16 protein-coding genes are annotated in these 15,469 nt (G+C 69.0%); 9 read left to right on the forward strand and 7 right to left on the reverse strand.

Features of this window, described 5'->3' with window-relative positions; all coding sequences use genetic code 11:
• Positions 1–90 precede the first annotated feature (90 nt).
• On the forward strand, positions 91–2,610 hold the full coding sequence (locus ACWDR4_RS39695) for an FHA domain-containing protein (protein WP_450415776.1): 2,520 nt from the start codon (positions 91–93) through the stop codon (positions 2,608–2,610).
• Positions 2,611–2,686: 76 nt separating this feature from the next.
• On the opposite strand, the gene ACWDR4_RS39700 is transcribed toward ACWDR4_RS39695, so the two are convergent.
• The 3 genes from ACWDR4_RS39700 to ACWDR4_RS39710 all read right to left on the reverse strand — a co-directional run bounded on the left by ACWDR4_RS39700 (position 2,687) and on the right by ACWDR4_RS39710 (position 5,510).
• Positions 2,687–3,427 (reverse strand): transglycosylase SLT domain-containing protein, encoded by a 741-nt coding sequence (locus tag ACWDR4_RS39700; RefSeq protein WP_450415778.1) that lies wholly within the window; start codon positions 3,425–3,427, stop codon positions 2,687–2,689.
• A 341-nt stretch (positions 3,428–3,768) separates the two neighbouring features.
• On the reverse strand, positions 3,769–4,818 hold the full coding sequence (locus ACWDR4_RS39705) for an S-adenosylmethionine:tRNA ribosyltransferase-isomerase (protein WP_450415779.1): 1,050 nt from the start codon (positions 4,816–4,818) through the stop codon (positions 3,769–3,771).
• Complete coding sequence (locus ACWDR4_RS39710; RefSeq protein WP_450415780.1) at positions 4,815–5,510, reverse strand: SDR family NAD(P)-dependent oxidoreductase; 696 nt, start codon at positions 5,508–5,510, stop codon at positions 4,815–4,817. Before ACWDR4_RS39710 ends, ACWDR4_RS39705 begins: the two co-directional genes overlap by 4 nt.
• A gap of 185 nt (positions 5,511–5,695) precedes the next feature.
• Here ACWDR4_RS39710 and ACWDR4_RS39715 point away from each other — a divergent pair, with 185 nt between their 5' ends.
• The 4 genes from ACWDR4_RS39715 to ACWDR4_RS39730 all read left to right on the forward strand — a co-directional run bounded on the left by ACWDR4_RS39715 (position 5,696) and on the right by ACWDR4_RS39730 (position 8,259).
• On the forward strand, positions 5,696–6,841 hold the full coding sequence (locus ACWDR4_RS39715; protein ID WP_450415782.1) for a GAF domain-containing sensor histidine kinase: 1,146 nt from the start codon (positions 5,696–5,698) through the stop codon (positions 6,839–6,841).
• Positions 6,834–7,475, forward strand: coding sequence for a response regulator (locus ACWDR4_RS39720; protein ID WP_450415783.1), 642 nt, complete (start codon positions 6,834–6,836; stop codon positions 7,473–7,475). The genes ACWDR4_RS39715 and ACWDR4_RS39720 overlap by 8 nt, the downstream gene beginning before the upstream one ends.
• Before the next feature lie 147 nt (positions 7,476–7,622).
• The gene (gene chpE, locus ACWDR4_RS39725; RefSeq protein ID WP_450415785.1) at positions 7,623–7,868 is read left to right on the forward strand and encodes a chaplin ChpE; all 246 of its coding nucleotides are present in this window, start codon (positions 7,623–7,625) and stop codon (positions 7,866–7,868) included.
• A 151-nt stretch (positions 7,869–8,019) separates the two neighbouring features.
• Positions 8,020–8,259: a chaplin gene (locus ACWDR4_RS39730; RefSeq protein WP_450415786.1), complete on the forward strand. Its 240-nt coding sequence runs from the start codon at positions 8,020–8,022 to the stop codon at positions 8,257–8,259.
• A gap of 224 nt (positions 8,260–8,483) precedes the next feature.
• Here the strand turns inward: ACWDR4_RS39730 and ACWDR4_RS39735 are convergent, their stop codons facing one another.
• A complete protein-coding gene (locus tag ACWDR4_RS39735; RefSeq protein WP_450415788.1) occupies positions 8,484–9,266 on the reverse strand; it encodes a hypothetical protein in 783 nt (260 codons plus the stop codon).
• Between the two features lie 129 nt (positions 9,267–9,395).
• Here ACWDR4_RS39735 and ACWDR4_RS39740 point away from each other — a divergent pair, with 129 nt between their 5' ends.
• The 3 genes from ACWDR4_RS39740 (at position 9,396) to ACWDR4_RS39750 (ending at position 11,826) form a co-directional block, all read left to right on the forward strand.
• Positions 9,396–10,187, forward strand: coding sequence for an ABC transporter ATP-binding protein (locus ACWDR4_RS39740; RefSeq protein WP_450415789.1), 792 nt, complete (start codon positions 9,396–9,398; stop codon positions 10,185–10,187).
• A gap of 104 nt (positions 10,188–10,291) precedes the next feature.
• Positions 10,292–10,726, forward strand: coding sequence for an NfeD family protein (locus ACWDR4_RS39745; protein WP_450415791.1), 435 nt, complete (start codon positions 10,292–10,294; stop codon positions 10,724–10,726).
• Between the two features lie 149 nt (positions 10,727–10,875).
• Positions 10,876–11,826, forward strand: coding sequence for an SPFH domain-containing protein (locus ACWDR4_RS39750; RefSeq protein WP_450415793.1), 951 nt, complete (start codon positions 10,876–10,878; stop codon positions 11,824–11,826).
• 113 nt (positions 11,827–11,939) lie between these two features.
• On the opposite strand, the gene ACWDR4_RS39755 is transcribed toward ACWDR4_RS39750, so the two are convergent.
• From ACWDR4_RS39755 to ACWDR4_RS39765, 3 genes are all read right to left on the reverse strand, one after another.
• Complete coding sequence (locus ACWDR4_RS39755) at positions 11,940–12,446, reverse strand: HNH endonuclease (protein WP_369033723.1); 507 nt, start codon at positions 12,444–12,446, stop codon at positions 11,940–11,942.
• Between the two features lie 184 nt (positions 12,447–12,630).
• Complete coding sequence (locus ACWDR4_RS39760; RefSeq protein WP_450415795.1) at positions 12,631–13,170, reverse strand: YbhB/YbcL family Raf kinase inhibitor-like protein; 540 nt, start codon at positions 13,168–13,170, stop codon at positions 12,631–12,633.
• Positions 13,171–13,524: 354 nt separating this feature from the next.
• On the reverse strand, positions 13,525–14,307 hold the full coding sequence (locus ACWDR4_RS39765; protein ID WP_450415796.1) for a sporulation protein: 783 nt from the start codon (positions 14,305–14,307) through the stop codon (positions 13,525–13,527).
• 146 nt (positions 14,308–14,453) lie between these two features.
• On the opposite strand from ACWDR4_RS39765, the gene ACWDR4_RS39770 reads away from it, so the two are divergent.
• Complete coding sequence (locus tag ACWDR4_RS39770; RefSeq protein ID WP_450415798.1) at positions 14,454–15,095, forward strand: DNA-3-methyladenine glycosylase; 642 nt, start codon at positions 14,454–14,456, stop codon at positions 15,093–15,095.
• Positions 15,096–15,469: the final 374 nt, after the last annotated feature.

Consider the following 15,469-nt stretch of genomic DNA (forward strand, 5'->3'; position numbering starts at 1 on the left):
GCTGAGCCTGAAATAGTTCCCCACGATGTTCGACATCCCTAGACTCCCCGTGTTGGGGCTAATTTCGGGGGACAACTCAGTGGGGCTGGAGTGCCTGAACTCGTACTCGAATTGAACGGACGGACCTGGACGCTCGATTCGTCCAGGCCCTACACCCTCGGACGTGATCCGCAGGGGGACATCGTGCTCGATGACGCCAGGGTCTCCTGGCGGCACGCCACGATCAGCTGGGGGGGCCGGAGCTGGGCCATCGAGGACCACGGCAGCACCAACGGCACCTTCGTGCAGGGGCATCGCATCCACCAGATGGAGATCGGGCCGGGCTCGGCCGTCCATCTCGGCAATGCCACCGACGGCCCGCGGCTGAACCTGTCCAGCAGTGCCGCCTCGGTCGCGACACCGCAGGTGGCACAGCCGCAGCAGCAGCCGTTCGCGGCCCAGGGCGCGAGCCCCGGCTGGGCTCAGCAGCCGCCGCAGCAGCAGGCACCGGAGCAGAGCTGGCCGCGGTCCGAGCCGCAGCAGCAGCCCGCCGCGATCCCGCAGCAGCAGGGGCCGGAGCCGGGCGCGGGGGCGCCGCCGGTGTACGGCGACCGCAGCCCGACCACCTTCCACCAGCTGCTCCTCGGCCGGGTGATGCGCATCGGCCGCGCGCTGGAGAACGACCTGGTCGTCTCCGACCTCCAGGTCTCCCGCAACCACGCCGAGTTCCACGCGACGCCCGACGGCCGCTTCGAGATCCGTGACCTGGGCTCGCACAACGGCACGTACGTCAACGGCATGCCGATCGCCAAGGGCGGTACCGCGCTGCTCGGCCCGAACGACATCGTCGGCGTCGGCCACTCCACGTTCCGCCTGGTCGGCGACCGGCTCGAGGAGTTCGTCGACACCGGCGAGATCTCCTTCTCGGCCCGCCATCTGACGGTCACCGTGGACGGCGGCAAGGACATCCTCAAGGACGTCTCCTTCGGCGTACCGGAGAAGTCGCTGATCGCGGTCATCGGCCCGTCCGGCTCCGGCAAGTCGACGCTCCTGAAGGCGCTCACGGGCTACCGGCCGGCCAACAAGGGCGATGTCCTCTACGACAACCGGAACCTGTACAAGCAGTTCGCCGAGCTGCGCCAGCGCATCGGCCTGGTCCCGCAGGACGACATCCTGCACAAGGAACTGACCGTCAAGAAGGCCCTCAAGTACGCGGCCAAACTACGTTTCCCCGCCGACACCACGACGGACGAGCGCAACGCCCGCATAGACGAGGTGCTGCGCGAGCTGAAGCTCGACATCCACAAGGAGAAGAAGGTCACCTCCCTCTCCGGCGGCCAGCGCAAGCGCGTCTCGGTGGCCCTGGAGCTGCTCACCAAGCCGTCGCTGATCTTCCTGGACGAGCCGACCTCCGGCCTCGACCCGGGCATGGACCGCGATGTCATGCAACTGCTGCGCGGCCTGGCCGACGACGGCCGTACGGTCCTCGTCGTCACGCACTCCGTGGCCGAACTCGCGCTGTGCGACAAGCTCCTGGTGATGGCGCCGGGCGGCGCGGTGGCGTACTTCGGTCCGCCCGAGGAGGCCCTGAACTTCTTCGGGTACGACACCTGGGCCGATGTCTTCTCCGCCTTCGAGAACTACCGCGACTACGACTGGGCGGGCCGCTGGAAGGGCTCGCAGCACTACCAGATGTACGCCGCGGACATCGACGCCGTCGCCCCGCAGTCCGTACACATGCCGCCCGCCCAGGCCATGCGCCCGCCCAAGCCGCAGGGCTGGGGCTCCCAGCTGATGACCCTGATCCGGCGGTACACGGCGGTCATCGTCTCCGACAAGGGCTTCCTGGCGCTGACGGTGATCCTGCCCGCGGTGCTCGGCGCGGTGAGCCTGCTCATCGACCCGGACAAGACCCTGCTGCCCGGCAAGCTGGCCAGGAACGGCGTCAACATCCCGAACGGCACGGCCACCACCGTCCTCCTCATCCTCGCGGTGGGCGCCTGCTTCGCCGGCGCCGCGAACTCCGTCCGCGAACTGATCAAGGAACGGGTCATCTACGAACGGGAGCGCGCCACCGGCCTGTCGCGCTCCGCGTATCTGATGTCCAAGGTGATCGTCCTCGGTTTCATCACGGTCCTTCAGGGCCTCATGGTCGGCGCGATCGGCTTCGCCAGCCGCACGATCCCGGAGGAGGGTCTGATCTTCGGCAAGTTCGTGCTGCTCGAACTCTCCATCCCGATCATGGCGCTCGGCTTCACCTCGATGATGTTCGGCCTGGTCATCTCGTCCCTGGTGAAGACCTCCGAGAAGACCATGCCGCTGCTCGTCATGTTCGCGATCATCCAGGTCGTGTTCACCGGCTGCCTGTTCATCCTGCACGGCAACATCGGCGTCAACGAGTTCTCGTACCTGATGCCGTCCCGCTGGGCGGTCGCCGCCGCCGGCGCCACGCTGGACTTCAACAAGATCAGCCCGAACGTCGACGACCCCGGCAACACGGACCCCCTGTGGGACCACACGGCCACCGCCTGGGGCATCGACATGGTCGCCCTGATCGCCCTCGGCGTGATCTGCGGCTTCTTCGTGGCCCGCTTCCTGCGCCGCCACGAGCCCGAGGTCATGCGCAAGTGACCGTGCCCGTACGACGGTGAAGGGCGGCACCCCGGTGGGGGTGCCGCCCTTCGGCGTACGAGAGGTCCGCGCGGCCTCAGTACGCGCCGTTGACGTTGTCGATCGAGCCGTACTTGTCGGCCGCGTAGTTGGCGGCGGCCGTGATGTTGGCGACCGGGTCGTACTGGCTGTGGACGGTGCCCGAGACGTGGTACGCGTCGAAGGTCGGCTTGATGATCTGCAGCAGACCGATCGACGGGGTGCCGTTGATCGCGTTGATGTCCCAGTTGTTGATCGCGTTCGGGTTGCCCGAGGACTCCCGGATGATGTTGCGGTACAGGCCGTTGTACGTACCGGGGATGCCCTTGGACTTCATGATGTCCAGGGACTCCTTGATCCAGCCGTCGAGGTTGTTGCTGTACGACTTGACGGCGGCCTTCTTGATCGCGGCGCGCTTGGCGGACCGGCTCGCGGCCGCCTTCGCGGCGCGCGCCTTCGCCGCCTTCGCCGCGGCCTTCTTCTTGGCGGCTGCCTTCTTCGCGGCGGCGGCCTTCTTGGCGGCAGCCGCGTCGGCTGCCTTCTTCTTCGCCGCGGCGGCCTCCGCCTTCACGGTCGCGCCGGCCAGCTGGTCGGTGACGCTCGCCTTCACGTCCTTGATCTGGCTCTGGCTGAACACCACCGGGGCGGCGGAGACGGCCTCGGACGTCGTCTGCGCGTTGCCCGGCACCGCGGTGAACGCGAGGGCGGCGGCGCCGAGCGTGGCGACACCGGCGATCGAGAACTTGTGGATCCTGGTCAGCTTGCGACTATGACCGGAAGTGGCGGTGTTCTTGGGCATGGCGGTGGACCTCTTCGAATAGCGCGGAGGTCGCTCGGCGTCCGGTGGGGACAGTGGTGCTTCCGGCACGAACGCCGCGGGCGGAACCCGCGGCGCTGAGCGACGGCTGCCATTCTTAGCGGCCGCAAAATTGTGTGGCAAAGGTGTGACGTACTACGAGGGGTAGTGGACCCGTGAAGGGCAAAATAGGACAGATCGGAGCGTCTTTCCCGCTCACCGTGTGAGTCTTTGTCTCCTATGCCCCCTAGTAAGTGATGTGCGTCCTATGTGCGGGGTCACACGGGCCGCAGGCGCATCTCACCAATAGTTGCGAGAGCAATGCTCAGCGTGAGGCTCCTGATTCAGGCCTCCGCCGGAAGGAGGAGATGCACGTCCCCGAACTCGTGCCACAGGTACCGCTCGCGCAGCGCCTCCTCATACCCACGGTCGATGGCCGCCCGCCCCGCGACCGCCTCCAGCATCAGCAGATGCGACGCCTGAGGCTCGTGCAGCCCCGTCAGCAGCCCGTCGACGACCCGTACCCCGCGCTCGGGCGTCACCACCAGGTCGGTCCACCCCTCGGCCGCCCGGACCACACCGTCCGGCCCGGCCGCGGACTCCACGGCCCGCACCGCCGTCGTACCGACCGCCACGACCCGCCCGTCCCCGGCGCGTACGGCGTTGACCAGCCGTGCCGAGGTCTCCGGCACCGCGAACCGCTCCGGGTACGGCGGCTCGTGCGCCTCCGCCGACGCGACCCCGGTGTGCAGCCGGACGGGCGCGAACTGCACACCCCGGCTCACCAGCTCTGCCACCAGCCGAGCGGTGAAGGGCCGCGCGGCACTCGGCATCTCCGCGCTGCCCGCCCCGTCGCGGGACGGCAGCGCGAACACCGTCTGGTAGAGGGCCAGCGGCTGGTCCCGTTCCGTATAGGAGTAACGAATGGGCCGCCCGTGCGCCCGCAGCACGGGCGGCACCTGCCCGTCCGCCCGCGCCCACCACAGCCGGGCACCGCACGCGGTCAGCGGCTCCTCCAGGGCCAGCCGTACGCCCCCGGGCAGCCGTACGGCCGTTCCCGCGGGCCCGCCCGCACGCGCGCGCGTGGTGCCCGTTCCGTCGGGATCCCGCAGCTCTACGGCCCACCGCCCGTCGTCCCCGCGCGTCGAGAAATGCACCACCACGCGCGCGTGCCCGATCCACCCGTCCACGGCGGCGGCCAGCGTCGGCGACGTGTTGACGACGAGCAGATCCCCGGCCCGCAACTGCCGGGGCAGCTCGGCGAACGCGTGATGCGACACCGCGGTCCCCTGCGACACGAGCAGCCGTACGTCGTCCCGGTCCAGCCCCGGCCCCCGCTGCTCGGCCGGCACCCGCGCCGACAACTCCTCCGGCACCCGCACTGTCAGCGTCATCGCACTTCCAGCAGGGACGGCGCCGAGTACCGCCCGCTGGCCGGCCGCTCGTCCAGCAGCCGCAGAAACGCGGGTACGACGCTGCCGGGCTCGGGACGCGGATCGTCGTCGTCCGGTACGGCCGCCGCGTACAGGTCCGTCCCCATGTCACCGGGGTCGACCGCCCAGACCCGCACCCCGGGCTCCTCCTCCCCGAGCACCGCCGCCAGCTGATCGAGGGCCGCCTTGGACGCCCCGTAGCCGCCCCATGTCTCGTACGCCTCGGCCGCCGCGTCCGAACTGACGGCGATCACCGTCCCGGCCGCGGACTCCCGCAGCAGCGGCAGCGCCTCCTGGACCAGGCCCAGCGCGGCCACCACGTTCACCTCCAGCGCCCGCCGCAGTCCCTCCAGGGGCAGCCCCTCCAGCCGTACGAGGGGTTCGGCGCCCAGCGCGCTCGCGTTGCTCACCAGCAGATCGACGCCGCCCAGGTTCCACGCCGCCGAGACCAGCCCGACCCGGTGACCGACGTCCGTGACGTCCCCTGGTAGGGCCTCCACCCGCCCTCCGTGCGCCGAGAGCGCCTCGGCGGTGGCATGCAGGGCCTCCGGGGTTCTGGCGTCCAGGACGAGGTCCCAGCCGCGTTGTGCGAGCGCCGAGGCCAGCGCCCGCCCCAGACCCTTGGAAGCCCCCGTGATGATCGCTACCGGCATGACATGCGTCCCCTCGTCCCAGGCTGCCGTGATCGGCAGTGCACCCAACGTAGGAACGGGACCGTCCGGGCCGCCTCGTCCGGGGGCCGCAATAGGGTGGGGCCCTTCGGCCTAGGCCATCGGACCCAGGCAGGCCCGCCACAGGTCCGATACGCACTGTCACACCCCGCCGGTACCGTGAGGACATGAGTCAAGGACCACGGTCCGGTCTGTCCGCGGTGAGCGCCGCGCTGCTGGCCATGAGCAGGCATCTGGAGGTGCGCGACGTCCTCAAGACGATCGTCGCCTCCGCCAGAGAGCTGCTCGACGCGCAGTACGCGGCGCTGGGCGTCCCGGACGACCACGGCGGCTTCGCCCAGTTCGTGGTCGACGGCGTCAGCGACGCCCAGTGGAAGGCCATCGGCCCGCTTCCGCGCCAGCACGGCATCCTCGCCGCGATGCTGCAGGAGGCCCGGCCCGAGCGCCTCGCCGACGTCCGCAAGGACCCGCGCTTCGAGGGCTGGCCCTCCGCCCACCCCGACATGTCCGACTTCCTGGGCCTGCCGATCCGGGACGGCGACGAAGTGCTCGGAGCCCTGTTCCTGGCCAACAAGAACTCCGCGAAGCAGGACGGCGGCTGCGGCTTCACCGAGGACGACCAGGAACTCCTGTCGATCCTCGCCCAGCACGCGGCGATCGCCCTGACCAACGCCCGCCTCTACGAACGCAGCCGCGAACTGACCATCGCCGAGGAACGCTCCCGCCTCGCCCACGAACTGCACGACGCGGTCAGCCAGAAGCTGTTCTCCCTGCGCCTGACGGCCCAGGCCGCCGCCACCCTCGTGGACCGCGACCCCGACCGCGCCAAGGGCGAGCTGCAGCAGGTGGCCGCGCTCGCCGCGGAGGCGGCCGACGAACTGCGCGCCGCGGTCGTGGAACTGCGCCCCGCCGCCCTGGACGAGGACGGCCTGATCGCCACGCTCGCCACCCACGTCCAGGTCCTCGACCGCGCGCACTCCGCGCGCGTGACCTTCGACAGCCGCGGGGTACGTGCCCTGCCGGCGGCCCAGGAGGAGGCGCTGCTGCGGGTTGCCCAGGAGGCCCTGCACAACGCGCTGCGGCACTCCGGGGCGGCCCTGGTGGAGGTGACCCTGACGAAGCGCGGCCAGGGCGCGGCCCTGCGCATCACCGACGACGGCGGCGGCTTCGACCCGACGGCGGTACGCAGCGCCGGACGCCACCTCGGCCTGGTCTCCATGCGGGACCGGGCGAGCGGCGCCGGCGGCCGGCTGGATGTGCAGTCGGTGCCCGGAAAGGGCACCACGATCGAGATGGAGGTCCCCGGTGGCTGACGCAATCAAGGTGCTGCTCGTCGACGACCACCAAGTGGTCCGCCGCGGCCTGCGCACGTTCCTCGAAGTGCAGGGCGACATCGAGGTCGTGGGCGAGGCGTCGGACGGCGCCGAGGGAGTCGACCGCGCGGAGGAACTCAAACCCGACGTCGTCCTCATGGACGTCAAGATGCCGGGCATGGACGGCGTCGAGGCGCTGCGCAAGCTCCGCGAACTCGACAACCCCGCGCGCGTGCTGATCGTCACGAGCTTCACGGAGCAGCGCACGGTGGTCCCGGCCCTGCGCGCGGGCGCCGCCGGGTACGTCTACAAGGACATCGACCCCGACGCCCTCGCGGGCGCCATCCGCTCCGTGCACGCCGGGCACATCCTGCTCCAGCCCGAGGTCGCGGGCGCGCTGCTGACCCAGGAGGAGACCCACTCGGGCCAGGGGAGGGGCGGTTCGCTCACCGAGCGGGAGCGGGAAGTACTGACCCTGATCGCGGACGGCCGCTCGAACCGGGAGATAGCCAGAGCCCTGGTCCTGTCCGAGAAGACGGTCAAGACACACGTCTCGAACATCCTGATGAAACTCGACCTGGCGGACCGGACGCAGGCGGCGTTGTGGGCGGTACGTCATGGTGTGACCGGATGACCGGCAATTCGGAGCGTTCCCTTCCGGGCTGAGATTCATACCGTCGTGGGAATGTCCCCCGGATGGCGCATCCTTCGGGGATCTCCGGCGTTCTTCAGTGCGTGCTGCGGCGACCTGCCGCGGTGAACGCAATGGGAGGGCTCAGAAGTGAAGAACCTGAAGAAGGCCGCTGCTGTCACGATGGTCGCGGGTGGCCTGGTCGCCGCCGGCGCCGGTTTCGCCTCCGCCACGGACGGCGCGCACGCGGACGGCAAGGCCGTCGGCTCGCCGGGTGTCGCCTCGGGCAACCTCATCCAGGCCCCGGTGCACATCCCGGTGAACGCGGTGGGCAACAGCGTCAACGTCATCGGCGTGCTGAACCCCGCGTTCGGCAACCTCGGCCTCAACCACTGAGGAACCGGGGAGAGGAGGCCGGCCGGGTGTCGCGGATTGCCCCAAACGGGCATTTCGTCGTAGGGATCCGTATCGCCCGGCACCCCTCCCGCGTTGCGCAGCGTACGACCCGCGGCCGGGTCGCCCACGCAATCGCAGGAGGACGCTTCCCATGAACATCGCCAAGAAGGCCGCCGTGGCCGTCACCATCGCCGGTGCCGCCGCGGGCGCGGGTGCCGGTATCGCGGTCGCAGACTCGGGCGCCCACGGCGTGACCGCGAAGTCCCCGGGCGTCGGCTCGGGCAACCTCGGCCAGGTCCCCGTGCACGTCCCGGTCAACGCCGTCGGCAACAGCGTCAACGTCATCGGCCTGCTGAACCCGGCCTTCGGCAACAACGGCGTGAACGACTGACGCCGGACGGTCCCAGAGAGCCCCGCGAACGAGAACGGTTCGCGGGGCTCTCGGCGTTGAGTGTCAGCCCGTCCCGGTGTCCGAGGGTGAGCCGCTCAAGCACCGGCCCGCATCTTCAGCCCGTCCGGCGTTTGAGGACGAGGCCGTCCAGGCCGAAGCGGGGGCCTGGGGGCGGCAGCCCCCAGAGACGCCCACACCAACCGACCCGCAGCCCCGATCACACCTCACCGCACCCCCCGCTCCACCACAACGGAGTTGTACGCCGCGACCTGCGCCCGCCGAGCCGTCCGCTCCACCGGCCGCAACGCCTCAGCCCGCGCCGCGATCTCCGACGCGCTGACCGCCCCGCCGGGCCCGTTCTCGGACGCCACCGAGATCAGCAACCCCACCCGCTGCGCCAACTCCAGCACCCGCACCGCCCGCGGCGGATACCCCGGCGCCAACACCTCGCGCCCAACCTCCGCCCGCGCCCGGTACGCGTCGATCGCCGCCTCCGCGACCGGCCCCGACCCGGCGACGTCCAGCCGCGACAACACCGCCGTCGCGTCCCGCAACGCCTCCGCCAACTCCCGCTCGGCCTCCCCGAGGGACGGCACATCGGCGGGCGGCGCCTCCCGTACGGGCAGACAGTGCCAGACGACCTCGACGTGTACGTCCCCGGCCGGCCCGGCCTCGTACACCTCAGGCACCAGCCCCAGCGCGGCGTCCTCGCAGATCACCGCCTCCTCCGCGTCCAGCGCCCGCGCGTTGAACTCGGGGGGCCCGCTCAGCCCGAGCGGATGCCCGGGCGCGGGCAGCGCGATCCGCAGCCCGGACGCACCGAGCGTCCGCAGCCGCCCCAGCGCGAGCGTGAGACCGACGGGCGCCGATTCACCGGGCAGCCCCTCGACCCGGTGCACGGCATCCTCCCCGACGATGGCCACTACCGCGTCGTCCGGCGAAACAAGTCCGGCCAACAGGGCATTTCCCCATGCGGCCAGTCGTCCTGAGCGTGGTTCCGAGAGCATGCCTCCACCCTAAGGACCGACCGAGGGGCGGGACCGGCCGACCGGTGGCGTAGATTTCGTGGGGGGCTGCGCCCACAGGCGCACACGAACGCGAGACTGGCCGACACTTCAATGGGAGACAACCCGCTCATGAGCGATGTTCTGGAGCTGGAGGACGTATCCGTGGTCCGCGAGGGCCGGGCTCTGGTGGACCAGGTCTCCTGGTCGGTCAAGGAGGGCGAACGTTGGGTCATCCTCGGCCCGAACGGCGCCGGTAAGACGACCCTCCTGAACCTCGCGTCCAGCTACCTCTACCCCAGCCAGGGCACCGCCACCATCCTCGGCGAGACCCTCGGCAAGGTCGACGTCTTCGAACTGCGCCCGCGCATCGGCATGGCCGGCATCGCCATGGTCGACAAGCTGCCCAAGCGCCAGACCGTGCTCCAGACGGTGCTGACCGCCGCGTACGGCATGACGGCCGGCTGGCAGGAGGAGTACGAGGACATCGACGAGCAGCGCGCCCGCGCGTTCCTCGACCGCCTCGGCATGAGCGACTTCCTCGACCGCCGCTTCGGCACCCTCTCCGAGGGTGAGCGCAAGCGCACCCTCATCGCGCGCGCCCTGATGACCGACCCCGAGCTGCTGCTCCTCGACGAGCCCGCCGCCGGCCTCGACCTCGGCGGCCGGGAGGACCTTGTACGCCGTCTCGGCCGTCTCGCCCGTGATCCGATCGCGCCCTCCATGATCATGGTGACGCACCATGTGGAGGAGATCGCGCCGGGCTTCACCCACGTCCTGATGATCCGGCAGGGCAAGGTACTCGCCGCCGGCCCCCTGGAACTCGAACTCACCTCCCGCAACCTGTCGATGTGCTTCGGCCTCCCCCTCGTCGTCGAGCAGCGCGGCGAACGCTGGACCGCGCAGGGCCTGCCAATGGCCTGACGGCGCACGGCACATGAGCTGCCTTGTAAAACAACTGGAAGAAGCCTGTGCCAAGTTGATCGGCGCCCTGTCGGTGACCAGGCCCGCGGACCTACCATGACGACGTGGACGACATCGACGCATGGGTGTGGTGGCTCGTCGGCGCGGCGGCGCTGGGTATCCCGCTCGTGGTGACCGCGATGCCGGAACTCGGCATGCTGGCCGTGGGCGCCCTGGCGGCTGCCTGCGCGGCCGGACTCGGCGGCGGACTCGTCGTCCAGGTGCTGGTGTTCGCCGTCGTGTCGACCGCGCTCATCGCCGTCGTACGGCCCATCGCGACCCGGCATCGTGCCGATCGCCCCCAACTCCTGTCCGGAATCGACGCGTTGAAGGGCAAACAGGCCGTCGTCCTGGAACGCGTCGACGGCTCCGGTGGTGGCCGGATCAAGCTCGCCGGAGAGGTCTGGTCGGCCCGCTCCCTCGACACCCAAGTCGCCTACGAGGTAGGCCAAGAGGTGGACGTCGTCGAGATCGAGGGGGCCACGGCGATCGTCATGTGACCTCGCACGACGCAAGTGAACGGAACGTGCACGAGGCAGCCGACGGTCTGTCACACTCGACCAGCAAGATCTTCAACAAGCAAGATCTTCAACAGGCATAAGATCTTTCCGTAAGCGCGCCGAGGCGGAGAAGGGTACGGGGAGCCACGATGGAGCCCATCATCATCGTCCTGATCATCCTGGTGGTGTTGGTCTTCATCGCCCTGATCAAGACCATCCAGGTCATTCCACAGGCCAGTGCCGCGATCGTGGAACGGTTCGGCCGTTACACGCGAACGCTCAACGCGGGCCTGAACATCGTCGTTCCCTTCATCGACACCATCCGCAACCGCATCGACCTCCGTGAGCAGGTCGTGCCGTTCCCGCCGCAGCCGGTGATCACCCAGGACAACCTGGTCGTCAACATCGACACCGTCATCTACTACCAGGTGACCGACGCCCGGGCCGCGACCTACGAAGTCGCCAGCTACATCCAGGCAATCGAGCAGCTCACCGTCACCACGCTCCGCAACATCATCGGTGGCATGGACCTGGAGCGGACCCTGACCTCCCGCGAGGAGATCAACGCGGCCCTGCGCGGAGTCCTCGACGAGGCCACCGGCAAGTGGGGCATCCGCGTCAACCGCGTCGAGCTGAAGGCGATCGAGCCGCCGACCTCCATCCAGGACTCGATGGAGAAGCAGATGCGCGCCGACCGTGACAAGCGCGCCGCGATCCTCACCGCCGAAGGTATCCGCCAGTCCCAGATCCTCACGGCGGAAGGTGAGAAGCAGTCCTCGATCCTGCGCGCCGAGGGTGAGGCCAAGGCAGCCGCCCTGCGCGCCGAAGGTGAAGCCCAGGCCGTCCGTACGGTCTTCGAGGCCATCCACGCCGGCGACCCGGACCAGAAGCTCCTCTCCTACCAGTACCTCCAGATGCTTCCGAAGATCGCCCAGGGCGACGCCAACAAGCTCTGGATCGTCCCGAGCGAAATCGGCGACGCCCTCAAGGGCCTCTCCGGAGCCATGGGCAACTTCGGCGGCATGGGCGGCGGTTCAGGCGGCGGAGGCAACACGGACGCCCCCACGGAACGCCGAGAAAAGCCGTCAATCACAGAGTGACGCTGCTGGAAACCCCGCGCCCCAAAGGGGCGCGGGGAACTGCGCGACAAGCCACAACGAACCCGCAGCCAACGAACAACCGGTGGACCCAAAGAAGTCCCACCCGCACACAACTACGCCGCAGGCTGCCCCAACCACTCAGGCAGCGCATCAAAGTCATCCTGACCCAAAGCCAACAGCATCGCATCAGCCGGCGTCGGCTCGAACGGCTGCCGCAACAGCGGCATCCCCGCCTGCTCCGGAGTCCGCGCCGCCTTACGGTGATTGTCCTCCGCACACGAAGCGACCGTGTTCAACCACGAGTCCTGCCCACCCTGCGCCCGCGGCACCACGTGGTCGACAGTGGTCGCCCGCCGACCGCAGTACGCGCACCTGTGCCGGTCCCGGACCAGCACACCCCGCCTCGACCACGGAGCTTGTCTTCGGAACGGCACGCGGACATAGCGGCAGAGCCTGATCACCCGCGGCGCGGGTATGTCGACCGCCGCTCCGCGCATACGGATCTCGGGGTGGGCCTGCTCGACAACAGCCTTGTCCTGCAGCACCAGAACGACGGCCCGGTTCAACGTCACCGTCGACAGCGGCTCGAAGCTCGCGTTCAGTACCAGCGTGTCCCGCATCCAGCCCACCTCCTCTGCTCACCGGCCCACCGCATGGCGGGCTTGGATCAACTCTGGCCGGGCACGCCGAGATGGACAACGCAATATCTGTGCTCACCGGGGGACGCCCCCCGGACCCCCGGCACAAAAAATGCCCGCCTCTGATCACTTCCAAGACCAGAGGCGGGCAAACGTTCAATGAACGTCAGTCTTCGGCGGGAACCTCGTACTCACCGACGAGTTGGGCACGCGCGATCGCGTGGAACCGCAGATTGAAACCGACGAACGCGGGAGACGCGTCCGCGTCCGGGCCCAACTTCTCCTGGTCAACGGCGTACACGGTGAACACATACCGGTGCGGACCGTCCCCGGCCGGCGGCGCGGCACCGCCGAAGTCCTTCGTGCCGTAGTCGTTGCGCGCCTGGACCACGCCCTCGGGCAGCCCCTCGAACTTGCCGCTGCCCGCACCCGTCGCCAACTCGGTCACGGAGGCCGGGATGTCGAACGCGACCCAGTGCCAGAACCCGCTGCCCGTGGGAGCGTCCGGGTCGTAGCAGGTCACGGCGAAACTCTTGGTCTCCGGCGGGAACCCCTCCCACCGCAGCTGCGGCGAGGTGTTGCCGGACGCGTAGACCTGAGCGTCCTTGAGCGTCGCACCCGCCTCGACATCCTCACTCGTGACCGTGAACGACGGCACGGGCGGATGGAAGTCGTGCGGCAGCGGCGGCCTCTTCAGCTCGGTCACCTGAGTACCTCCTGATGGAATCGGATCGAGTCGGCAAGGCATCAGGGCGTCCCGCGTCACCCAACCGCCAACTGTAATGACCACGTTGGCCCGATGACCCGTTCAAGATCAATTCCGGCGACAGACACCACGTACAGGACAGACACGACATACGCCGAAGAGCCCTGATCACGACCCTGATGGCCTTGGCGACCAGCCTAGTCGCCGTACGGCTTCAAGGGCTCTCTGGACGAGCTCCGGCTCGTCCGCCGCGCCCTCACCACCACCGAACTCACCACCCTGCGCGAGCAGAAGGGAGGGGCAGGCAACGCCGAACGGCGTCGCCTGCCCCTCCCTCATTCGTCCTAACTCGTCCTAGAACCAGTTGCGCTTGCTGCCGACCGCGGCCAGCCACTGGTTCAGGTACGCCGCCCAGTCCGTGCTCTGGTAGTCGTGCAGCCCCACCTGGAACGACCGGAAGGTGTCACTGCCCTCGCTGAACAGCCCCGGCTTCTTGTCCATCTCCAGCACGACGTCCATCGCGTTCTCGTCGGCGACGAAGCTCAACTCGACCTGGCTCAGGCCCTGGTACTGCGACGGCGGGAAGAACTCGACCTCCTGGTAGAAGGGCAGCTTCTGCCGCGTACCGCGGATGTGACCGCGCTCCAGGTCCGCGTTCTTGAAACGGAAGCCCAGCTGCAGGAAGGCATCCAGGATCGCCTTCTGCGCGGGCAACGGGTGCACGTTGATGGGGTCCAGGTCACCGGAGTCGACGGCACGCGCGATCGCCAGCTCGGTGGTCACCCCGATGTTCATCCCCCGCAGCGGCTGACCGTCGATCATCGTGACCGGCGTCTCCCAGGGGATCTCCAGCCCGAACGGCACGGTGTGCACGGCCCCGGCCTGTACCTCGAAGGCACCGCCCAGCCGCACCTTCGTGAACTCGACGTCCTGCTTGTACTCCTGGTCACCGCCCTCGACCTCGACCTTGGCCTGGAGCCCGACGGACAGACCCTCGATCTGCTGGGGGACGGAACCGCCCTGGATCCGCACCTCACCCTGGACGACACCGCCCGGAACGACGTTGACCTCTGTCAACACCGTCTCGACCGAAGCCCCACCGGCACCCAGGCTCGCGAGCAGCTTCTTGAACGCCATGTCTCTCCTTCTCCAGCGATCCTTGCGATCCCTTGATCCTTAGAAACGCGATCCGGCCGTGGCCGGTTCCGTGCCTCACCCTGGCAAGGCGGAAGCTTCCTGGCCACCCCGTTCACCGGGACACGCCTGCACTACGCTCGGACGGCATGATCGCGCCCGCTGACCGTACGCCCCTCTCCAGGGAGTTCTTCGACCGGCCGGTACTGGAGGTGGCTCCCGACCTCCTGGGCCGCGTCCTCGTCCGCACCACCCCGGACGGTCCGATCGAACTGCGCCTCACAGAGGTCGAGGCGTACGACGGCCCGAACGACCCCGGCTCCCACGCCTATCGCGGCCCCACACCCCGCAACAGCGTGATGTTCGGTCCGCCCGGCCATGTGTACGTCTACTTCACCTACGGCATGTGGCACTGCATGAACCTGGTGTGCGGCCCCGAGGGCACGGCGAGCGGAGTCCTGCTCCGTGCCGGCGAGATCATCGGGGGCGCCGAACTGGCCCACAAACGTCGAATTTCAGCCCGAAACGACAAGGAACTGGCCAAAGGCCCGGCCCGCCTGGCCACAGCCCTGGGCGTGGACAGGGCCCTCGACGGTACGGATGCCTGCGCCCCCGGGGCCGCACCGATCACGGTCCTGACGGGCACCCCGGTCACCCCCGGCCAGGTGAGCAGCGGTCCGCGCACCGGCGTGGCCGGCGACGGGGGCGTCCACCCCTGGCGCTTCTGGATCACCAACGACCCTACGGTGAGCCCTTATCGGGCCCATGCACCCCGTCGTCGCTCAACTTGACGCGCCCTTGGGGGGTCCGTAATGTAGCCCGAGCCGCTTGAACCGGGTACGGCGATCGCCTGCAGCCGGAAGTGGCCAACCCACTACCTACGACTCCCTCTCAGCGGGGGCGATTTCGGTGTGCCCGCACACTGAATTGCGAACGCGCGGAACTCGATTATGAGTCGCCGAGGGAATCGGCTAACGTAGTGAATGTCGAAAGGGCGACGGGCGAAAGCCAGGAGACCAAAGACAATCCCGCCGACAGGGAATCGGGTCAGAAAATGATCTGATAGAGTCGGAAACGCAAGACCGAAGGGAAGCCCGGAGGAAAGCCCGAGAGGGTGAGTACGAAGGAAGCGTCCGTTCCTTGAGAACTCAACAGCGTGCCAAAA

Source organism: Streptomyces sp. NPDC000878 (assembly GCF_053599695.1).